18 protein-coding genes and 2 pseudogenes are annotated in these 19984 nt (G+C 72.0%); 14 read left to right on the forward strand and 6 right to left on the reverse strand.

The window, feature by feature from the left end:
* Positions 1–276, reverse strand: a pseudogene (locus ACIA6T_RS00005) (NAD(P)-binding domain-containing protein); the annotation flags it as partial.
* Between the two features lie 96 nt (positions 277–372).
* Between ACIA6T_RS00005 and ACIA6T_RS00010 the strand changes: the two are divergent.
* Positions 373–735: a winged helix-turn-helix transcriptional regulator gene (locus ACIA6T_RS00010; protein ID WP_399444296.1), complete on the forward strand. Its 363-nt coding sequence runs from the start codon at positions 373–375 to the stop codon at positions 733–735.
* A gap of 261 nt (positions 736–996) precedes the next feature.
* Here the strand turns inward: ACIA6T_RS00010 and ACIA6T_RS00015 are convergent, their stop codons facing one another.
* Positions 997–1953, reverse strand: coding sequence for a hypothetical protein (locus ACIA6T_RS00015; RefSeq protein ID WP_399444297.1), 957 nt, complete (start codon positions 1951–1953; stop codon positions 997–999).
* Between the two features lie 193 nt (positions 1954–2146).
* Between ACIA6T_RS00015 and ACIA6T_RS00020 the strand changes: the two genes are divergently transcribed.
* Together ACIA6T_RS00020 and ACIA6T_RS00025 are read left to right on the forward strand one after the other, a co-directional pair.
* On the forward strand, positions 2147–2425 hold the full coding sequence (locus tag ACIA6T_RS00020; protein WP_399444298.1) for a heavy-metal-associated domain-containing protein: 279 nt from the start codon (positions 2147–2149) through the stop codon (positions 2423–2425).
* 87 nt (positions 2426–2512) lie between these two features.
* A complete protein-coding gene (locus ACIA6T_RS00025; RefSeq protein WP_399444299.1) occupies positions 2513–4771 on the forward strand; it encodes a heavy metal translocating P-type ATPase in 2259 nt (752 codons plus the stop codon).
* 79 nt (positions 4772–4850) lie between these two features.
* On the opposite strand, the gene ACIA6T_RS00030 is transcribed toward ACIA6T_RS00025, so the two are convergent.
* Entirely contained in the window at positions 4851–5285 is a 435-nt protein-coding gene (locus tag ACIA6T_RS00030) for a MarR family winged helix-turn-helix transcriptional regulator (protein ID WP_399444300.1), read from the reverse strand.
* Between the two features lie 6 nt (positions 5286–5291).
* On the opposite strand from ACIA6T_RS00030, the pseudogene ACIA6T_RS00035 reads away from it, so the two are divergent.
* A pseudogene (locus ACIA6T_RS00035) lies at positions 5292–6134 on the forward strand (transcriptional regulator); the annotation flags it as partial.
* Positions 6131–6676 (forward strand): flavoprotein, encoded by a 546-nt coding sequence (locus ACIA6T_RS00040; RefSeq protein WP_399444301.1) that lies wholly within the window; start codon positions 6131–6133, stop codon positions 6674–6676. The pseudogene ACIA6T_RS00035 and the gene ACIA6T_RS00040, both read left to right, overlap by 4 nt.
* Positions 6677–6986: 310 nt before the next feature.
* Here ACIA6T_RS00040 and ACIA6T_RS00045 read toward each other — a convergent pair whose 3' ends face one another.
* Positions 6987–7424 (reverse strand): hypothetical protein, encoded by a 438-nt coding sequence (locus ACIA6T_RS00045; protein ID WP_003992141.1) that lies wholly within the window; start codon positions 7422–7424, stop codon positions 6987–6989.
* Positions 7425–7897: 473 nt separating this feature from the next.
* Here ACIA6T_RS00045 and hemL point away from each other — a divergent pair, with 473 nt between their 5' ends.
* From hemL to ccsB, 7 genes are all read left to right on the forward strand, one after another.
* The gene (hemL, locus tag ACIA6T_RS00050; protein ID WP_399444302.1) at positions 7898–9214 is read left to right on the forward strand and encodes a glutamate-1-semialdehyde 2,1-aminomutase; all 1317 of its coding nucleotides are present in this window, start codon (positions 7898–7900) and stop codon (positions 9212–9214) included.
* A complete protein-coding gene (locus ACIA6T_RS00055; protein WP_399444303.1) occupies positions 9211–9903 on the forward strand; it encodes a histidine phosphatase family protein in 693 nt (230 codons plus the stop codon). Before hemL ends, ACIA6T_RS00055 begins: the two co-directional genes overlap by 4 nt.
* Positions 9904–10093: 190 nt before the next feature.
* Positions 10094–11365 (forward strand): hypothetical protein, encoded by a 1272-nt coding sequence (locus tag ACIA6T_RS00060; protein WP_399444791.1) that lies wholly within the window; start codon positions 10094–10096, stop codon positions 11363–11365.
* 66 nt (positions 11366–11431) lie between these two features.
* On the forward strand, positions 11432–12082 hold the full coding sequence (locus tag ACIA6T_RS00065; protein WP_399444304.1) for a TlpA family protein disulfide reductase: 651 nt from the start codon (positions 11432–11434) through the stop codon (positions 12080–12082).
* Position 12083: 1 nt separating this feature from the next.
* Entirely contained in the window at positions 12084–12857 is a 774-nt protein-coding gene (locus ACIA6T_RS00070) for a cytochrome c biogenesis CcdA family protein (RefSeq protein ID WP_073932900.1), read from the forward strand.
* Between the two features lie 4 nt (positions 12858–12861).
* Positions 12862–14610 (forward strand): cytochrome c biogenesis protein ResB, encoded by a 1749-nt coding sequence (locus ACIA6T_RS00075; RefSeq protein ID WP_399444305.1) that lies wholly within the window; start codon positions 12862–12864, stop codon positions 14608–14610.
* Positions 14607–15740, forward strand: a complete 1134-nt coding sequence (gene ccsB, locus ACIA6T_RS00080) for a c-type cytochrome biogenesis protein CcsB (protein ID WP_399444306.1) — start codon at positions 14607–14609, stop codon at positions 15738–15740. The genes ACIA6T_RS00075 and ccsB overlap by 4 nt, the downstream gene beginning before the upstream one ends.
* Positions 15741–15800: 60 nt before the next feature.
* Here the strand turns inward: ccsB and ACIA6T_RS00085 are convergent, their stop codons facing one another.
* Entirely contained in the window at positions 15801–16259 is a 459-nt protein-coding gene (locus ACIA6T_RS00085) for a nucleoside deaminase (protein WP_399444307.1), read from the reverse strand.
* A 103-nt stretch (positions 16260–16362) separates the two neighbouring features.
* On the opposite strand from ACIA6T_RS00085, the gene ACIA6T_RS00090 reads away from it, so the two are divergent.
* Both ACIA6T_RS00090 and ACIA6T_RS00095 read left to right on the forward strand, forming a co-directional pair.
* Positions 16363–17127 (forward strand): CDP-alcohol phosphatidyltransferase family protein, encoded by a 765-nt coding sequence (locus ACIA6T_RS00090; protein WP_399444309.1) that lies wholly within the window; start codon positions 16363–16365, stop codon positions 17125–17127.
* A 235-nt stretch (positions 17128–17362) separates the two neighbouring features.
* Entirely contained in the window at positions 17363–19231 is a 1869-nt protein-coding gene (locus ACIA6T_RS00095) for a LamG-like jellyroll fold domain-containing protein (RefSeq protein WP_399444310.1), read from the forward strand.
* A gap of 24 nt (positions 19232–19255) precedes the next feature.
* Here ACIA6T_RS00095 and ACIA6T_RS00100 read toward each other — a convergent pair whose 3' ends face one another.
* Positions 19256–19855 carry a TetR/AcrR family transcriptional regulator gene (locus ACIA6T_RS00100; RefSeq protein WP_399444311.1) on the reverse strand — a complete coding sequence of 200 codons (600 nt, stop codon included), beginning with the start codon at positions 19853–19855 and terminating at the stop codon, positions 19256–19258.
* Positions 19856–19984: the final 129 nt, after the last annotated feature.

Raw genomic sequence — 19984 nt, forward strand, 5'->3', positions numbered from 1 at the left:
CGGCCAGGTCGGTGCCGGCCAGTGTCTCCTCGACCGAGGCGTCGTCCAGCAGGCAGACGACGACCAGCGTGTTCGCCGCGACGGCGGCGGCGGCGGCGCCGTCCGCGACCCTCGCCCCCTCGCCCCCTCGGCGGCGAGCGGTGCGCAGCGGGCCGGAGTGCGGTTCCAGACGGTGACCGGGTGGCCGGCGGCGAGCCAGGTACGGGCCAGCGCGGTGCCCATCGCGCCGAGGCCCAGCAGCGTGACGGACGTCTTCTCGACAGTGCTCTGTGTCATGCCGACTAGGCTGGGAGCAGGCCCGGAGATGATCAAGTACGTACTTCGGAGTGGGTGGTTACCCCGGAGTGAGCGAGCACGTCAGAGGGGTGGGGCATGACGACACTGAACCGGCCGGGCGCACCGGACGGACACGTCTGCGGGATCGACACCGCGATGGAGGTGATCGGCGGCAAGTGGAAGGTGCTGATCCTCTGGGCGCTCCACGAGCACCCCCGCCGCCGCTTCGGCGAACTGCGCCGGCTGCTCCCGGGGATCACCGAGAAGGTGCTCGCCTCCCACCTGCGCGAGATGGAGGCGGACGGCGTCGTGCACCGCGTCTCCTACGACGAGGTGCCGCCCCGCGTCGAGTACTCGCTGACCGAGGACGGCGGGCACCTCAACGACGCACTCCGGCCACTGGCCGCCTGGGGACGCGAGCGAACGACCGCCCGGGGCCTGGGGGAGAGGACCGGCTAGAGCGCGCTGCCGCCCCGCGGCGGCTCCGGTCCACGGCCAGGCCGGCGGCGGACACCTGGGAGGAGTGCGGCTCGAACCGGCCGCTGCCCGGGTGAGGCAGCCCTTCTGCAGCAGGGAACGCCACGGATGACGGGGGCGGACCCGGAGATCCCGCCCGGACCCTGTGGAAATCCGAGTCAATGCCCCGCAAAGCGGTCGATTGCCCATGGACGTGCGCTCGGACCACTGGATCCCGTGATTCTTCCGGTACTTCTCGTGGGGTCAGTGCCGGTGGTCGCCGTCGCCGTGCTCCTCACCGGTCGCCGGCTCCGGTGTGCCGGCGGGGGCGGTCTTCCCGGTGTGGACGGTGAAGGCCGCGGTGCGGACGGTGCCGTCGTGCCGGAAGTCGAGGAAGAGGCGGTACGTCCCGGCGGTGGGCGCGGTGGCGGTGAAGGAGACGTCGGGGCCGGGCTCGGTGGTGCCGTCGCCGGGTTCGCCGTTCGGGTGGACGTGGAGGTAGGCGAGGTCGCCGGAGCGCAGGGCGACCAGGTGGCCGTAGGCGCCGAGGTAGGGCTCCAGGTCGGTGACCGGGCGGCCGTCGCGGCTGACGCCCAGGGTCAGCTCGGAGGCCTCGCCGGGGCGCAGGTCACCGCGGAGCGTGACGGTGTAGCCGTCGACCGAGGCGGTGGCGGCGGGTTCGGGCAGGGCGGGGGCCTCGTACGTGCCGGAGGCGGCGAGGTCCGCGCCCAGGACGAGGTTGCCGGCGTCTTCGGTGGCCGGGGTGAAGTCGGCGAAGACCCGGTAGGTGCCGGCTGCGGGCAGGTCGACGGGGGTGCTCCAGGTGCCGTCGGCCGCCCGTGTGGGGTGCAGGTGCCGGTAGGTGACCAGGTCGCGCGAGGCGAGGACGAGGTGGAGCTCCTTGCCGTGCTCGCGCCGGTAGGAGGTCACCCGCCGTCCGTCCCGGTCGCGGACGGTGAAGCGGAGTTCGCTCTTCTCTCCCGCGGTCACGCGGGGTGTCCCGAGGTCCAGGGTGTATCCCGCCTGGGAGATCTGCAGGCCCGCGGGGGTCGTGTCCGTGTGTCCGCCGTGGCCGGAGGGCGCCGGGCTCTCGTGTTCCGCGTGGGCCGCGGGCTCCTGGTCCGGGGCGGCGGGGTCGACCGCCGCGCCGACGCCGTAGGCGGTGCCGAAGGTGGCCGCGAGCGCGGCGGCGAAAGCAGTGATCTTCATGCCGGTGTTCATGACGTGCCCTCTCGTGTGGGTGTCGTGTCGCCGCTTCTGCTGGACTGAACTCCGACTATATACCCCTGGGGGGTATGTGCAAGCGGGGCGTCGACGTTTGCCAAACATACCCCGAGGGGGTATATCTGGTGGGCGTCGGCGGTACCCCCCAGGGGTACGCCATCGTCTCGTCTTGTCTCGTCTAGGAGGAACCATGTCCTGCTGCACCCCCGACGGCAGCTGCTCCACCGGCACCGCCACCGCCACGGCGACCGAGGGCACCGCCACCGTCTACGACGTCTCCGGAATGACCTGCGGGCACTGCAGGGCCATGCTCACCAAGGAGATCGGCGCCCTGGACGGTGTCCTGGCGGTCGACGTCGACCTCGAGGCCGGCCGGGTCACCGTCACCACGGCGGGCGAGCCCGACGACGCGCTGCTGGCCGAGGTCGTCGACGACGCCGGCTACGAACTCACCGGCCGCGCGGCCTGAAGGGCCCGCACACCGGCCGGGTCCGCCCGAGGACCCGGCCCCCTCCTCCCCACGTCCCCTCTGTCCTGATCAGCCCGAGGAGCAGCAATGGCCACCACGGTCCCCGACACAGCCGAGGTCGAACTCGCCATCGGCGGCATGACCTGCGCCTCGTGCGCCGCCCGGATCGAGAAGAAGCTCAACCGGATGGACGGGGTCACCGCCACCGTCAACTACGCGACGGAGAAGGCCAAGGTCCACTACAGCGGTGACGTGTCCGTCCCGGAGCTGATCGCCACGGTCGAGGCGACCGGGTACACCGCCCGCGAACCCGAGCCGGTACGTACCGGGCCCGAGACCGGCCCGGAGAGCGCCGAACCCGCCGACGAACTGCGGCCCTTGAGGGAGCGGCTGGTCACCGCCGTACTGCTGGCCGTCCCGGTCGTCGCGATGGCGATGGTGCCGGCGCTGCAGTTCGAGTACTGGCAGTGGCTGTCGCTGACGCTGGCGGCGCCCGTGGTGACGTACGCAGCCTGGCCGTTCCACAAGGCCGCCCTCACCAACGCCCGGCACGGCGCGGCCACCATGGACACGCTGATCTCGGTCGGCACGTCGGCGGCGTTCCTGTGGTCGCTGTGGGCGCTGTTCTTCGGCACCGCCGGCACGCCCGGCATGACCCACCCCTTCGAGCTGACCATCGCCCGCAGCGACGGCGCCGGGAACATCTACCTGGAGGCCGCCGCCGGGGTGACCGCCTTCATCCTCGCCGGCCGCTACTTCGAGGCCCGCTCCAAGCGCAAGGCCGGGGCCGCGCTGAAGGCCCTGCTGGAACTGGGCGCCAAGGACGTCACGGTGCTGCGGGAGGGCCGTGAGGAGCAGGTGCCGGTCGGGGAGCTGAAGGCCGGGGACCGTTTCCTGGTCCGTCCCGGCGAGAAGATCGCGACCGACGGCACGGTCGTCGAGGGCACCTCGGCCGTCGACGCGTCGATGCTCACCGGCGAGTCGGTGCCGGTCGAGGTCGGCGTCGGGGACACGGTCACCGGCGCGACCGTGAACGCGGGCGGCCGGCTCGTGGTCGAGGCGACGCGGGTCGGCGCGGACACCCAGCTCGCGCGGATGGCGAAGCTGGTCGAGGACGCGCAGAACGGCAAGGCCGCCGCCCAGCGGCTCGCCGACCGGATCTCCGGGGTCTTCGTTCCCGTGGTCATCGCCCTGGCGCTGGGCACCCTGGGCTTCTGGCTCGGCAACGGCGCGGGCCTGACGGCCGCGTTCACCGCCGCCGTCGCCGTCCTGATCATCGCCTGCCCCTGCGCCCTCGGGCTCGCCACGCCGACCGCGCTGATGGTCGGTACCGGGCGCGGCGCCCAGCTCGGCATCCTCATCAAGGGCCCCGAGGTCCTGGAGTCCACCCGCCGCGTCGACACCGTCGTCCTCGACAAGACCGGCACCGTCACCACCGGCCGCATGACCCTGCTCGCCGTGCACACCGCCGACGGCACCGACGAGACCGAGGTGCTGCGCCTCGCGGGCGCCCTGGAACACGCCTCCGAGCACCCGATCGCCCGGGCGGTGGCGGCGGGCGCCGCCGACCGCGTGGGCACCCTGCCCGTACCCGAGGACTTCGCCAACCTCCCCGGTCTCGGCGTGCAGGGCGTCGTCGACGGCCACGCCGTCCTCGTCGGCCGCGAGAAGCTGCTCGCCGAGTGGGCCATGGACCTGCCGGCCGGTCTGGCACGCGCCAAGGCCGATGCCGAGGCGGCGGGCCGTACGGCGATCGCGGTCGCCTGGGACGGCGAGGCGCGGGCGGTCATCGAGGTCGCCGACGCCGTCAAGGACACCAGCGCCGAAGCCGTCACCCGGCTGCGCGCCCTGGGCCTGACCCCGATCCTCCTCACCGGGGACAACAAGGCCGTCGCCGAGTCGGTGGCCGCGGAGGTCGGCATCGCTCCCGAGCACGTCATCGCCGACGTCATGCCCGAGGACAAGGCCGACGTCGTCAAGCGCCTCCAGAACGAGGGCCGTTCGGTCGCGATGGTCGGCGACGGCGTCAACGACGCCGCCGCGCTCGCCCAGGCCGACCTGGGACTGGCCATGGGCACCGGCACCGACGCCGCCATCGAGGCCGGCGACCTCACCCTCGTCCGCGGCGACCTGCGCGCCGCCGCCGACGCCATCCGCCTCGCCCGCAAGACCCTCGGCACCATCAGGTCCAACCTCTTCTGGGCCTTCGCCTACAACATCGCCGCCCTGCCGCTCGCCGCCGCCGGACTCCTCAACCCGATGATCGCCGGAGCCGCCATGGCCTTCTCCTCGGTCTTCGTCGTCGGCAACTCCCTGCGCCTGCGCGGCTTCAGGGCCACGAGCTGAGACGCCTCCCCTCTCCGGCGTCCCGCACCGCATCCGGTACGGCGCTCGAGGAGCGGCCGGCCGGCGGGGCGGGGCCCGGTCAGGCCGAAAGCGCCCGCCGGGTGGACTCCAGCACCGAGGCCGGGAAGCGGCGTACCGTCTCCAACTCGCCCTCCTGGAAACCTTCCGCGGCCGTCACCACCTCGCCGATCACCGGCCCGAAGAAGGTCCACCCGAGCTGTATGGCCTCCTCCTCCACCTCCAGCAGCACGCGTCGCCGATCGGCCGTGTCCCTGCTGCGCCGGACCCAGCCGAGCCGCTCCAGCCGGTCCACCAGGGCGGTGGTCCCGGACGAGTTCAGGCGCAGTTGCCCGCCGAGCCGGCCGGGCGTGGCACGGGTGCCGGCCCGTGCCGCGTCCAGCAGGTGGATCAGTGCGCGCACATCGGTGGGATGCAGCCCGTGGCGCGCGGCGAACTCGGCGCCGGGCAGGTCGAATTCCACGGTCACCGCGCGCAGCGAGTGAACCAGCCCCATCTGTGCCGGCTGTTCTGCACGTGCGACTACGCGAAACTGGAGCAGGCCCTGCCGGGCCTGATCGCCGACCTGCGCCAGGCCGCCGGCGGCTCCTCCGGTTCGGCGGAGGCGTCCGGGTTGCTCGCGACCGCCTACCAGACGTCGGTGAGCCTGTTGCTGAAGCGAGCCGACCAGGGCAACGCCTGGCTCGCGGCCGGCCGGGCCATGGCCGAGGCGGAAAGGTCCGGGGACCCTGTCGTCCTCGCCGCCGGCGTCCGCGTTCACGCTCACGTGCTCGTACGGGAGAAACACACAGCCCAGGCCGTGAACATGGTGCGCCACGCCGTCGACCAGCTCAGCGGCTCCTACGACCAACGCTCGCCCCGATATCTGGCGGCGGTCGGCCTGTTGCTGCTCCGCGGAGCAACCGCCGCCAGCAGAAACGGCGACCGCGAAACCACCCACGACTTCCTCACCGAGGCCAAAGAGGTGGCCCGCTACGTCGCATTCGACAGGCCGGACGCCTGGGCGAACTTCAGCCCGACCAACGTAGCCCTGCACGAGATCAGCGCGGCTGTCTCATTCGGCGACGCCGGAATCGCCCTCCAAACCGCTCGCCCCCTCATGCGGCGGCACATCCCCGTCCCCGAGCGACGGGCCGCGCTCTGGGTGGAGGCCGCCCGCGCCTACAGCCAGCAGGGCGGACTCGCCGACGGCTACCGGGCCCTGCGCATCGCCGAGAGCTGCGCGGCACAGGACGTCCGCCGCCCGGCCGTACGCGAACTGGTCGCCGACATGGCAGCCCGTGACCGTCGCCGGGCGCTGCCCGAGCTCCACCACTTCAGCCGCCGACCGGGAGTGCCCGCGTGAGTGACCAGCACGACAAGCCGTTCCTCCAGATCGTGGTCTGCGCGGCCGGGGTCGCCGCCGACGTCGGCCGGCTGATCACGGCAGCACAGGAACGGCACTGGGACGTCGGCGTCGTAGCCACCCCGCAAGGAGTCGGCTTCCTCGATGCCGAGGCGGTCGAGGCCCGGACCGGCCGTCCCATCCGCTCGGCCTGGCGGTCACCGGGTGAGCCACGCCCGAGCCGGCCTGCGGATGCGATCGCGGTCGCCCCGGCCACCTTCAACACGGTCAACAAGTGGGCCGCCGGGATCTCGGACAATCTCGCGCTGGGCATCCTGTGCGAGGCGCCCGCCATGGGGGTACCGGTCGCCGTGCTGCCGTACCTGAACTCCGCCCAGGCCGCCCATCCTGCATACCGACGGAGTCTGGACCTGCTGCGCGAGATGGGTGTCCTGATCGGCTCCTACGAGCCTCACCGGCCGAAGGCGGGCGGCGGGGCCGACCGCTACCGCTGGGAGGAAGTGGTGGAGCTGCTCGCCCCCAGGCTGTCCCCGCGGTCGTGATCAGCGCCTTCGTGCTTGCGGCGGTCGTGAGGGCGACACCGCAGATGTCTCGTGGACCGGCGTGCTGGGCTGTGGTGTCCTTTCGGGCTCACGCTGCGGACGTACACGCACCTGCTGCCGTCCAGCGAGACCCGCCCCGCAAGGCGGTCGACGACGCCTTCACGGACGCGGAGCCGCAGGGCGGGGGAGAGGGGGCAGGGCACATCACCACCCCCGGCAAAGCCGATGTGCCCGGGCCGCCTGACGGCCCCTTCCCGGCAAGCAAAGGGGCGAGGCCCGAAGACCCCGCCCGCCCTCGCGGAACCCCGGCTCAGGGCCACACCAGGCAGTAGGCCTGATGCCCCGCCTCGTGCAGCCGGTGCGAGAAGTCCTGCCACTCGTGCAGCAACTGGTACACGTTGAACGCGTCCCGCGGGCCGCCGCGGTCCGGGACCGTCGACCAGATGAAGGCCGCCGCGCCGACCGCCTCCTCGCCTATGCCGCGCAGGGGGTCGACGACCGTCATGGGGAGTTTCACGACCGCGTAGTCGGGGTGCAGGACGACCAGTTCCAGGGGTGGGACCTTGTGCAGGGGGACGCCCTCGATGCCCGTGAGGACCATCGCGGCCATGGTCTCCGGCTTGATCTTGGTGAACATGCCGTTCATGCCGAGCTCGTCGCCGCCGAGTTCCTCGGGGCGCATCGATATCGGGACGCGGGCCGCGGTGGCGCCGTCCGGCGCGCCGAAGTACTTGTACGTCACCCCCACCCGACCACCATTCCCGCTCCCCGCCCCCCTCGGAGGGCCGATCCGCTCCGGTTCGCCGCGTGTCCGCCGCGTCTGCTCGGTGTCCTCCGCCTCGCGTCGGTGCCTTCCCCGCCGGGCACGTCGAGGACCCAGGTCATCAGTCCCCTCGCCCAGTCCGCCACCGCGATGCATATCTCCACCCGACTGCTTTTCTAGGACGCGTGGCCCCCGCCGCGCAACCCGATCATCGTGTCAGTGACCTCCCCCACGGCCGCCCGCCGAAACGTACGGTGGGACATCTGCCCGCGGGGTGTCCGCAGCCTCCGGCCGGCCCCGGCCGTGTGAGCTGTGTGTATCAGACGTCAGTTTCGCAGATCACGGCCGAACGGGGGCCGGATGCCGCAGGCCGCCCCTGGCCTACCCTGGACACGTCATACGCACCCGGAGCCGGGAAGCCCCCGGAATGTCGGAGAAGGTCGGAGAAGTCGCAGGTCATGAGCGAACTGCCATATTCATACGAAGCCCAAGCCTCGCAGGCGCTGTTCGACCGTGCCGCGGCCGTCACGCCCGGCGGCGTGAACTCGCCGGTGCGCGCCTTCCGCGCCGTCGGCGGCACGCCCCGGTTCATGGTGTCGGGCACCGGCCCGTACCTGACCGACGCCGACGGACGCGAGTACGTCGACCTGGTCTGCTCCTGGGGACCGATGATCCTCGGGCACGCGCACCCCGAGGTGATCGCCGCCGTGCAGGAGGCCGTCGCGCGCGGTACGTCCTTCGGCACGCCCGGTGAGGGCGAGGTCGCGCTCGCCGAGGAGATGACCGCCCGGATCGAACCGCTGGAGCAGGTGCGGCTCGTGTCCAGCGGGACCGAGGCCACCATGTCGGCGATCCGGCTCGCCCGCGGGTTCACGCGGCGCGCCAAGGTGGTCAAGTTCGCCGGCTGCTACCACGGGCACGTCGACTCGCTGCTCGCCTCCGCCGGCTCCGGGGTGGCCACCTTCGCGCTCCCCGACACGCCCGGCGTCACCGGCGCCCAGGCCGGCGACACCATCGTCCTGCCGTACAACGACCTCGACGCCGTGCACGCCGCCTTCGCCGCGCACCCCGGTGAGATCGCCTGCGTGATCACCGAGGCGTCGCCGGGCAACATGGGCGTCGTACCGCCGCTGCCCGGGTTCAACCAGGGGCTGAAGGACGCGTGCGCCGCGAACGGCGCGCTGTACATCTCCGACGAGGTCATGACGGGGTTCCGTACCAGCCGGGAAGGGTGGTACGGCGTCGACGGCGTGCGGCCCGACCTGATGACCTTCGGGAAGGTGATGGGCGGCGGCTTCCCGGCCGCGGCCTTCGGCGGGCGCGCCGACGTGATGGGCCACCTCGCCCCCGCCGGGCCCGTCTACCAGGCCGGCACCCTCTCCGGGAACCCCGTCGCCACCGCCGCCGGGCTCGCCCAGCTGCGGCTGCTCGACGACGCCGCGTACGAGAAGGTGAACGCCGTCTCGGCGCGGATCCAGTCGCTCGTCACCGAGGCGCTGACCAAGGAGGGCGTCGCGCACACGCTGCAGAACGCCTCCAACATGTTCTCCGTGTTCTTCACCGACCGCCCGGTGCGCAACTACGAGGAGGCGAAGACGCAGGAGTCGTTCCGCTTCACCGCGTTCTTCCACTCCCTCCTCGCGAACGGCGTCTACCTGCCGCCGTCGTCCTTCGAGTCCTGGTTCGTGTCCGCCGCGCACGACGAGCGGGCCGTCCAGCGGATCGCCGACGCCCTTCCGGCGGCGGCCCGAGCGGCGGCGGAGGCGACCGCGTGAGCACCCCGAAGAAGGACGACGACGTCACCGTCGTCCACCTGATGCGGCACGGCGAGGTCGAGAACCCGGACGGCGTCCTCTACGGCCGTCTCGCCGGCTACCACCTCTCCGAGCTGGGCCGGCGCATGGCCGACCGGGTCGGCGAGCACCTCGCCTCCCGTGACATCACGTACGTCGTCGCCTCCCCGCTGGAGCGGGCGCAGGAGACGGCCGAGCCCATCGCCAAGGCGCACGGTCTGGACATCGCCTCCGACGAGCGGCTGATCGAGGCGGAGAACGTCTTCCAGGGCAAGACCTTCGGCATCGGCGACGGCGCGCTGCGCCGCCCGGCCAACTGGAGGCACGTCGTCAACCCGTTCAAGCCGTCCTGGGGCGAGCCGTACATCGAGCAGGTCATCCGCATGACGGGCGCGCTGAACGCGGCGAAGGACGCGGCGCGCGGACACGAGGCGGTGCTGGTCAGCCACCAGCTGCCGATCTGGGTCGTGCGGTCCTACGTCGAGAAGCGGCGGCTGTGGCACGACCCGCGCAAGCGGCAGTGCACGCTCGCCTCGCTGACCACCTTCACCTACCGGGGCGACAGGATCGTCTCCGTCGGCTACAGCGAGCCGGCCCGCGACCTCGTCCCCGCCCATCTGCTGGCCGGTGCCAAGCCGGTGAAGGGGAAGAGCAGGGCATTCGGGGCGTGACGCCCGCCCCGGACGGGCGTCGTACCGGTCCCGGGACCGGTACGACACCCGACGGAACCACGCTTTCGAAAACCGTTGCGAAACCCCCGCATCCGGCCGGGAACCCCCGGCTGTGTCGCGTCCTCTGAGTGAGTGACCACCAGAGGACGTGACGAACGGGGTTGCCATGCGCAGTCTCACCCGCAGGGGAATGCTCGGGCTCGGGGCGGGAGCCGCTGCCGCCGCCTCGCTGGCCGGCTGCGGCGGCCACAAGGACGCGGACGGCCCCGGCGGTTCCCGTCCTTCCGGGGACCGGCCCGGCACACCGGAACCGGACCCGAAGCCGACGAAGACGGCCCGCCCGATCGGTGACGGCTCCACCTCCTTCACCGGCGGGCAGCCCCACCAGCCCGAGGCGCCGGTGCCGCTGGAGCCGGGCCAGACCCCGCCGCAGTTCGTCGTCTTCTCCTGGGACGGTGCCGGCGAGGTCGGCAACGGCCTCTTCCCGCGCTTCCTGGACCTCGCCGAGGAGCACGGCGCGTCCATGACCTTCTTCCTCTCGGGCCTCTACCTGCTCCCCGAGTCGAAGAAGCGGCTCTACGACCCCCCGAACAACCCGCGCGGCGCCTCCGACATCGGCTACCTCACCGACGGCCACATCAAGGACACACTGAAGAACGTCCGCCGTGCCTGGCTCGAAGGGCACGAGATCGGCACCCACTTCAACGGCCACTTCTGCGGCGGCTCCGGCAGCGTCGGCAACTGGACCCCGCAGCAGTGGCGCAGCGAGATCGAGCAGGCCAAGTCCTTCGTCAAGGAGTGGCGGACCAACTCCGGCTGGACCGACCTGGAGCCGCTCCCCTTCGACTACGACAAGGAGCTCGTCGGCGCCCGTACGCCCTGTCTGCTCGGCCAGGACAAGCTGCTGCCCACCGCCCGCGAGCTCGGCTGGCGCTACGACGCCTCCTCGCCCGGCGGACGCCAGGTCTGGCCGTCGAAGAAGCAGGGCGTATGGGACCTCCCCCTGCAGCAGATACCGTTCCCCGGCCACTCCTTCGAGGTCCTGTCGATGGACTACAACATCCTCGCCAACCAGTCGGTCAACTCGACCAACGCGCCCGCCCACCACCACCCCGGCTGGCGACGGCAGGCGACCCGGGCGTACATATCCGGCTTCAGGCGGGCGTACGAGTCGAACCGCGCACCCTTCTTCGTCGGCAACCACTTCGAGCAGTGGAACGGCGGCATCTACATGGACGCCGTGGAGGAAGCCCTCAAGCACATCGCGCGGGAGAAGGAGAAGGGCGGCGACGTGAGGCTCGTCTCCTTCCGGCAGTTCACCGACTGGCTGGACGTGCAGAAGCCGGAGGTGCTGGAGCGGTTCCGCACCCTGGACGTCGGCCAGGAACCGGCCGGTGGCTGGAAGGCGTTCGCCGGGGACACCGGCACCACCACCGGAACGGGCCCCGGCAACGCCGCCTGATATGCGGGTTTCCGCCCGCAAGGGGGGTGCTCAAGATCCCCGGAACGGGCATGCGAAACTTTTCACATGAGTGCCGCCAGCCGCGCCCCCCAGCGCTCGAACCGGGTCGTTCCCCGCTCGGACCGCGCCCTCCGCGTCCGCCGTCGCGCCACCCTGGCCGCCGGTGCCGCCGCGGCCGCACTGCTCGTCTCCGCGTGCGGCTCGGGCGGGACGTCCGGCGGTGGCGGCAACACCAACTTCGTCGCCGGCACCGACGGCATCTCCACGGTCCCCGAGGGCAAGCGGGTCGCCGCACCCGAACTGTCCGGGAAGACCATCGACGACCAGCAGCTCGACGTCGCCGACTACAAGGGCAAGGTCGTCGTCCTCAACATCTGGGGCTCCTGGTGCAACCCGTGCCGCGCGGAGGCCAAGTACTTCGCCAAGGTGGCCGGGGAGTACGCCGACCAGGACGTGCAGTTCGTCGGCATCAACACACGGGACGGCAGCACCACGGCCGCCCTCGCCTTCGAGAAGGACTTCGGCATCCCCTACCCGAGCCTGTACGACCCCACGGGCAAGCTGATGCTCCGCTTCGAGAAGGGCACCCTCAACCCGCAGGCCGTCCCCTCCACCCTGGTCCTGGACCGGGAGGGGAGGATCGCGGCCCGCTCGCTGACCTCGCTCAGCGAGGAACGCCTGCTGAAGATGCTCAAGCCGGTCGTCGCGGAGAAGTGACGTGACGGCCCTGCACACGCTCGCCGCGGAGACGGGCTACAACGGCACGGTGCTCAACGGCGCCCTCCTGGTCGCCCTGCCCATCGCCCTGCTCGGCGGACTGGTCTCCTTCTTCTCGCCCTGCGTGCTGCCGCTGGTCCCCGGCTACCTCTCCTACGTCACCGGCGTCTCCGGCACCGACCTGGCCGAGGCCCGGCGCGGACGCATGGTCGCCGGCGCCTCCCTCTTCGTCCTCGGCTTCACCGCCGTGTTCGTCTCCGGCGGCGCCTTCTTCGGCTACTTCGGACAGACGCTCCAGGAACAGTCGGGCGTCCTGTCCAAGGTGCTCGGCGTCCTCATGATCCTCATGGGCGTCTTCTTCATGGGCCTGATGCCCTGGCTCACCCAGCGCGAGTTCCGCTTCCACAAGCGGCCGGCGACCGGACTGGTCGGCGCCCCCGTCCTCGGCGCCCTGTTCGGCATCGGCTGGACCCCCTGCATCGGCCCGACGCTCGCCTCCGTGCTCACGCTCTCCGCGCAGCAGGAGAGCGCCGGACGCGGCGCCATACTGACCATCGCGTACTGCCTGGGACTGGGCGTGCCCTTCGTGCTCGCCGCCGTCGCCTTCCGCAAGGCGCTCGGCGCGTTCGCCTGGGTCAAGCGCCACTACACCTGGGTGATGCGCATCGGCGGCACGATGATGATCGTGACCGGCGTGCTCCTGCTGACCGGCGCGTGGAACAGTCTCGTGGCGGAGATGCAGACCTGGTCCAACGGCTTCACTGTGGGGATCTGACCCGATGAGCAAGACGACAACCGACGACGACACCCCCGGGGCCACCGACGACCAGGAGCTCGGCGCCGCCGGCTCCCAGCTGTCCACCGCGCCCAGCGAGGACGCGCCGAACCTGCCCTCCCTCGGAGTCATCGGCTGGGCCCGCTGGTTCTGGCGGCAGCTCACCTCCATGCGGGTCGCGCTGCTGCTGCTCCTGCTGCTGTCGCTCGGCGCGATCCCCGGCTCGCTCATCCCGCAGACCGGGGTCGACGAGACGCGGGTCGCCGACTTCCGCGAGCGCCACGACGTCCTCGCGCCGATCTACGACAAGCTCGGCCTGTTCCACGTCTACAGCTCGGTGTGGTTCTCCGCGATCTACATCCTGCTGTTCATCTCCCTCATCGGCTGCATCGTGCCCCGCACCTGGCAGTTCGTGGGCCAGCTGCGCGGCCGCCCGCCGGGCGCGCCCCGCCGGCTGACCCGGCTGCCCGCCCACACCACCTGGCGCACCGGGGCCGAGCCCGAGCAGGTCCGCGAGGCCGCGCTCGCCCTGCTGCGGAAGCGCCGCTTCCGCGCCCACCTCGCCGGTGACGCCGTCGCCGCCGAGAAGGGCTACCTGCGCGAGGTCGGCAACCTGCTCTTCCACATCGCGCTGATCGTGATGCTGATCGCCTTCGGCTGGGGCCAGCTGTTCAAGTCCGAGGGCAACAAGCTGATCGTCGAGGGCGACGGCTTCGCCAACACGCTCACCCAGTACGACGACTTCAAGTCCGGCAACCTCTTCACCAACGACGACCTGGTGCCGTTCAGCTTCGACGTCAAGGAGTTCACCGGCACCTACGAGCGCACCGGACCCAACAAGGGCACCCCGCGCACGTACCAGTCCGAGGTCACCTACGCCGAGGGAGCCGACGGCGAGGAGAAGACGGCCGTCATCAAGGTGAACGAGCCGCTGGAGATCGGCGACGCCAAGGTCTATCTCGTCAGCCACGGCTACGCGCCCGTCGTCACCGTCCGCGACGGCAAGGGCAAGATCGTCTACCGGGACGCCGTGCCGCTGCTGCCGCTCGACGCCAACGTCACCTCCTCCGGCGTGGTCAAGGTCCTCGACGGCTACCGCGACACGGACGGCAAGAAGGAGCAGCTCGGCTTCAACGCCTTCTTCGTGCCCACCTTCGGCGGTTCCGCCACCGGCACGATGCTCTCCCAGTTCCCCGCGCTGGACTATCCGGTGCTCGCGCTCTCCGCCTACCACGGCGACCTGAAGGCCGACTCCGGCATTCCGCAGAGCGTGTACCAGATGGACAAGACCAAGATGAAGGAGTTCAAGGACTCCGACGGCGAGCTGTTCAAGAAGCTGCTCACGCCCGGCGAGACCATGACGCTCCCGGACGGCGCCGGCTCGGTCACCTTCGAGAAGGACGTCAAGGAGTGGGCCGGCTTCCAGGTCGTCCAGGAGCCGGGCGGCGGCTGGGCGCTCGGCGGTGCCGTCGCCGCGATCGCCGGTCTCGCCGGCTCCCTGTTCATCCAGCGCCGCCGCGTGTGGGTGCGCGCGGTGCGCGGCGACGACGGCGTGACCGTCGTCGAGATGGCCGGCCTCGGCCGCAGCGAGTCCGCGAAGGTCCCCGAGGAACTCGGCGACCTCGCCGGAATCCTCTACGACCGGGCACCGGGCGCGCCCGACCCCTCCCCGGACCCGACCGATCCCACCGACACCGACACCGACACCGACACCGATCCCGAAGCCGTACCTGCCGAAGGGGCTGAGAAATGACTCTCGCCGCCGCAACAGATCTGGCCGCCGCGGCCAACGAGAACCTCGCGGAGATCAGCAACGTGCTGGTCTACTCCGCGATGGCGGTCTACACCCTCGCCTTCTTCGCGTACATCGCGGAGTGGACCTTCGGCAGCCGCAGCAAGGTCGCCCGTACCGCCGCCGCCCTCACCCCGAAGACGGCGGACCGGGCGAAGAAGGCACCGGTCGTCACCGTCAACCAGGCCGGCGGCACCGCGGTACTGGAGCGGCCGAAGGTCGTCGTACGCGCCGCCACCGGCTCCCGCGACGTGCCCGACGGGCCCGGAGCGCACGGCGGCGACGAGAAGGGCGACCTCTACGGACGGATCGCCATCTCCCTCACCGTGCTCGCCTTCCTGCTCTCCTTCGGCGGCGTGCTCACCCGCGCGCTGTCCGTGGAGCGGGCGCCGTGGGGCAACATGTACGAGTTCAACATCACCTTCTCCACCACCGCCGTCGGCGTGTACCTCCTGCTGCTGGCGCTGAGGAAGAACGTCCGCTGGCTCGGCCTGTTCCTCACCACCTCGGTCCTCCTCGACCTCGGTATCGCCGTCACCTGGCTCTACACCGAGAGCGACCAGCTCGTCCCCGCCCTCCACTCGTACTGGCTGTACATCCACGTCTCCACGGCGATCCTGTGCGGCGCGGTCTTCTACGTCGGCGCGGTCGGCGTGATCCTCTACCTGTTCAAGGACGCGTACGAGAACAAGCTCGCCGGCGGCGGCAAGCCCGGCAGCTTCGCCACCTCCGTCCTGGAGCGCCTGCCCGCGGCCGCGTCCCTCGACAAGTTCTCCTACCGGGTCAACGCGGCCGTCTTCCCGCTGTGGACGTTCACGATCATCGCGGGCGCCATCTGGGCCGGCGACGCCTGGGGCCGCTACTGGGGCTGGGACCCCAAGGAGGTCTGGTCCTTCATCACCTGGGTCGCCTACGCCGGCTACCTGCACGCCCGCGCGACGGCCGGCTGGAAGGGCCGCAAGGCCGCCTACCTGGCCCTGCTCGCCTTCGGCTGCTGGCTGTTCAACTACTACGGCGTCAACATCTTCGTCTCCGGCAAGCACTCGTACGCGGATGTCGGCCTGGGCGCGCTGGGGTCCGTGGGGTTCTGAACCCGGACACCACGAAGGCCGGTTCCCGTGACCCGCGTCACGGGAACCGGCCTCCGTCGTTCAGTCCCCGATGTCCTCGTTCCACAACCGTGGATGAGAGGCGACGAACTCCCGCATCATCGCGGCGCACTCCGGATCGTCCAGCAGCACGATCTCCACGCCGTGCCCGGCCAGCCAGTCGTGCCCGCCGTGGAAGGTGACCGCCTCGCCGATCACCACCCGGGAGATGCCGAACTGCCGGACGAGCCCCGAGCAGTACCAGCACGGGGAGAGCGTCGTCACCATCGTCGTACCGCGGTACGACCGCTGCCGTCCCGCCGCGCGGAAGGCGGCGGTCTCCGCGTGCGCCGACGGGTCGCCGTCCTGTACGCGGCGGTTGCGGCCACGGCCGAGCAGGTTCCCGTCGGCGCCGTACAGCGCGGCGCCGACGGGGACGCCGCCCTCCTCCAGCCCGGCGCGGGCCTCCGCGAGGGCGGTGGCGAGCCAGGCGCGGGCGGTGACCGGATCGATCGATTCCATGGGGCCAGTGTCCCCTGTCCCCTGTCGGCAACCCGCCGTACACGCTCTGTACGCTGTCCCGATCGCCGCCGCGCGGGCGGCAGTTGGGGCTGGGAGGAACGTCATGGGTGCTCCGGTACTGGAGGAGCTGCGGGAGGTCTGCCAGCCGCGGGCCAAGATGGACAGCCGCAACGGCGAGCACTGGGCCGGCCGCCTCTACATGCGGAGGGTCTCCCTGCGCACCACCCGCCACCTGGTCCGCACCCCGGTCACCCCCGACCAGCTCACCTGGACCATGGTGGTGTGCGGAGTGGCCTCCGGCGCCGCGCTGATGATCCCCGGCCCGACCGGCGCGGTCCTCGCCGTGATCCTCATGCAGTTGTTCCTGCTCTTCGACTGCGTGGACGGCGAGGTCGCCCGCTGGAAGGGCCAGAACAGCGCGGCCGGCATCTACGTCGACCGGCTCGGCGCCTACCTCGCCGACGCGGCGCTGATGGCGGGCGCCGGCTACCGCGCCGCCGAGTCCGGCGTCGGCGGCTGGCTGTCGATCGGTATCGCCACCGCCCTCGGCGTCGTCCTGCTCAAGGCCTCCACCGACCTGGTGGACGTGGCCCGCGCCCGCCGCGGCCTGACCGTCGCCGACGACGAGTCGACCCGCTTGCGCTCGGAGGGCGTCGCCACGGTGCGCCGCATCGCCGCCGCGTTCAGGATCCACCGGGTCACCAACGGCATCGAGGCGTCCCTCGTCCTCCTCGTCGCGGCGGTGGCCGACACGGTCACCGGCGGCGTCGAACCGACCCGCTGGGCCCTGGGCGCACTCGCCGTCATCACCTGGGTGATGGTCCCGGCCCACCTGCTGTCGATCCTGTCCTCGTCCCGCCTGCGCTGACCGACGCCTCCCCGTCCTCGGCCGGGGAACCCGTGCCGAGGGCCGTGCTGAGGGGATCTCCGCATGACGTGACCCTCCGTCCGCCCGACTCCGCGCAGCGGCACGGCACGGCGTGCGGGAGGGGAGCGACGGTCGAAGTGCCGTACGTGGTACGGCACTTCGGCGAACACGGGTGCGAATGGCTTTATGCTTGGCCCTGCCCCCATGGGCCGAGATCGCACGCCGGGAGGCATTTGTGTCAGCGCTGGAGCCGGACGACCCGCACTCCGTCGGGGCGTACCGGTTGCTGAGCCGGCTGGGGGCGGGCGGCATGGGCCAGGTCTTCCTCGGCCGTTCCCCGGGCGGACGGCTCGTCGCGGTCAAGGTGGTGCACGCCGAGCTGGTGCGCAGGCCCGAGTTCCGGGACCGGTTCCGCCGTGAGGTCGAGGCGGCCCGGAAGGTCAGCGGCGCCTTCACCGCCCCGGTCGTCGACGCGGACCCCGACGCGCCCCTGCCGTGGCTGGTGACCAGCTACATCGCCGGTCCTTCGCTGGAGCAGGCGGTCGTCGAGCGGGGGCCGTTCGAGGCGGGCGCCGTACTGGCGCTGGCGGCCGGGCTGGCCGAGGCGCTGGTGTCGATCCACGCCGCGAACCTCGTCCACCGCGACCTCAAGCCCTCCAACGTGCTGCTCGCCGAGGACGGGCCCCGCGTCATCGACTTCGGGATCGTCCGCAGTGTCGAGGCCGACTCGATCACCGGCACCGGCCTCGTGGCCGGCTCGCCCGGATTCATGTCGCCCGAGCAGGTCAACGGCGACACGATCACCCCGGCCAGCGATGTCTTCTGCCTGGGCGCGGTGCTCGCCTTCGCGGCGACCGGCGCCAATCCCTTCGGGGAGGGACCGACCCCCGCGCTGCTCTACCGCGTGGTGCACAACACCCCCGACACCAGCGCCGTCACCGACCCGGCCCTGCACGCCCTCATCGGCGACTGCCTCGCCAAGGACCCGGCCCGCCGTCCCACCCCGCAGGAGATCCTCGCCAGGGTCGGCGCGCTGGGCAACGAGAGCACGATGGCCCTGCGGCCCCCCGGCCCCTGGTCGCAGCAGGGCAACGCGCCCGGGTCCCCGACTCCTGCCGGGACGCCCCTCCCGGGCGCCCGTGCCACGGACCCCGGGGCCCTCACGAACGTACTGCCGCGCGATGCCGGACCCGGCGCCCTCCCGCGGCAGGCGACCACGGTGGCGCCGCGCTTCCACGACCAGGCCACCAGGGTGGGCGCCACCCCGGAGCCCGCCCCCGCCGCGACGGAGCCCACCGGCCGCCGGGCGGGCCGGGAACGCGGCGGCAGCCGGCGGGCCTTCCTGCTCCTCGGCATCGGCGGGGGCGCGGTCGCCGCGGCCGGTGTCGGGGCGGGGTTCTGGCTCAACCGGTCGGCCGCCGCGGACCGGGACCGGGCCACGCCCCCCTCCTCGGCCACGCCCTCGGCCCCGTCCTCGTCCTCCGCCGCCCCCCGGCCCGTCCAGCCCGTCGGGCACTGGCCCCTCGACGAGACCTCGGGCACGGTCGCGCGGGACACCTCGGGAGGCCACGACGGCACCGCGACCGGCGTCACCTGGGCGCCCGGCGGAGGCGGAGCCGTCTTCGACGGGCAGGGCGGCCAGATCATGACCGGGGGACCGGTGGTGGAGACCGGGGAGGGCCAAAGCTTCACGATCGCCGCCTGGGTCCGGCTCTCCGCCGCACCGGGGGGCTGGGCCACCGCCGTCAGCCAGGACGCCGGGGACGCCAGCGCCTTCTACCTCCAGTACGCCGTCGACGAGAACCGCTGGGCCCTCTCCCGCCCCGGCCTGCGCGCCGCCGGCCGCAGCGAGCCCGCCGTGAACGTCTGGACCCACCTCGCAGGCGTCTGCGACGGCCAGGCACGCGCACTGCGGCTGTACGTCAACGGCGCACAGGAGGCGGAGGCCGAGGACACCAACCCGTTGTCCGCCACCGGCCCCTTCATCATCGGCCGGGCGTCGTACGGCGGTCAGGCCGTCGACTTCTTCCCCGGCGCCGTCCGGGACGTACGGGTCTTCGACCGGGCCCTCACCGCCGCCCGGGTCAAGAACCTCGTCGGCTGACCCGCCCCGGCGCCCCGCCCGCGCTCACCCCGGATCCGCGCCGATCGACCGCCAGATCCGGTCCGGCAGGACGGCTGCCGCCTCGTCGAGGTCGACGTCGCCGAGGGTCAGCCAGCGGCGGCTGACGCCGACGACCGGCCCCAGGACCATGGACTCGAGCAGGGGCACCGACAGGGGTGCGACCTCGCCCGACTCGACGTGCCGGCTCACCCACGCGGACAGCGGTGACAGCCGGGCCTCCTGGGCGTCCCGCAACTGCTTCGCCTGGCGCATCCCGATCTCGTCGGCGCGGGAGGAGTGCAGGAGGAGGCCCGCGTCCCGGTGGTCGCGGATGAACGTGAGATACGCCTCCACGAGGGCGTGGACGCCGGCCCGGGCGGAGTCCGACTGCTCCAGGGCCGTGACCATCCGGACCAGCAGCCGTTCCAGCCAGCGCATCAGCAGGGCGGTCAGCAGACCGTCCATGCTGCCGAAGTGGTGGTAGAGGCTGCCCGGACTGATGCCACTCGCCGCCGTCACCGCGCTGACGGTGAGGCCCTGCTCGCCCGACTCCGCGTAGACGCGCAGCGCCGCGTCCAGAAGCTGTTCGGCGGTGACCTCACCACGGTGCTGCTTGGGGCTCATCGCAGGGTCGTCGTACCTTCCGGGCGCTTCTGGAGTGAATTTCTAGAATTCCCTTCCAATTCTAGCCCGCGCTGGTCCAGACTGACCCGTGCCGACGTGCGGTCCGCCCGGCGTGGGGGAGCGGGCGGG

The organism is Streptomyces sp. NPDC051740 (assembly GCF_044453165.1).
Classification (GTDB): Bacteria; Actinomycetota; Actinomycetes; order Streptomycetales; family Streptomycetaceae; genus Streptomyces; species Streptomyces atrovirens.

Bases quoted from the DNA above. Each gene is read 5' to 3' on its own strand.
- ACIA6T_RS00010 (WP_399444296.1), top strand. From the start codon at position 373: ATGACGACACTGAACCGGCCGGGCGCACCGGACGGACACGTCTGCGGG.
- ACIA6T_RS00015 (WP_399444297.1), bottom strand. From the start codon at position 1,953: ATGAACACCGGCATGAAGATCACTGCTTTCGCCGCCGCGCTCGCGGCC.
- ACIA6T_RS00025 (WP_399444299.1), top strand. From the start codon at position 2,513: ATGGCCACCACGGTCCCCGACACAGCCGAGGTCGAACTCGCCATCGGC.
- ACIA6T_RS00075 (WP_399444305.1), top strand. From the start codon at position 12,862: ATGAGCAAGACGACAACCGACGACGACACCCCCGGGGCCACCGACGAC.
- hemL (WP_399444302.1), top strand. From the start codon at position 7,898: ATGAGCGAACTGCCATATTCATACGAAGCCCAAGCCTCGCAGGCGCTG.
- ACIA6T_RS00020 (WP_399444298.1), top strand. From the start codon at position 2,147: ATGTCCTGCTGCACCCCCGACGGCAGCTGCTCCACCGGCACCGCCACC.
- ACIA6T_RS00060 (WP_399444791.1), top strand. From the start codon at position 10,094: ATGCTCGGGCTCGGGGCGGGAGCCGCTGCCGCCGCCTCGCTGGCCGGC.
- ACIA6T_RS00090 (WP_399444309.1), top strand. From the start codon at position 16,363: ATGGGTGCTCCGGTACTGGAGGAGCTGCGGGAGGTCTGCCAGCCGCGG.
- ACIA6T_RS00065 (WP_399444304.1), top strand. From the start codon at position 11,432: ATGAGTGCCGCCAGCCGCGCCCCCCAGCGCTCGAACCGGGTCGTTCCC.
- ccsB (WP_399444306.1), top strand. From the start codon at position 14,607: ATGACTCTCGCCGCCGCAACAGATCTGGCCGCCGCGGCCAACGAGAAC.
- ACIA6T_RS00030 (WP_399444300.1), bottom strand. From the start codon at position 5,285: ATGGGGCTGGTTCACTCGCTGCGCGCGGTGACCGTGGAATTCGACCTG.
- ACIA6T_RS00100 (WP_399444311.1), bottom strand. From the start codon at position 19,855: ATGAGCCCCAAGCAGCACCGTGGTGAGGTCACCGCCGAACAGCTTCTG.
- ACIA6T_RS00085 (WP_399444307.1), bottom strand. From the start codon at position 16,259: ATGGAATCGATCGATCCGGTCACCGCCCGCGCCTGGCTCGCCACCGCC.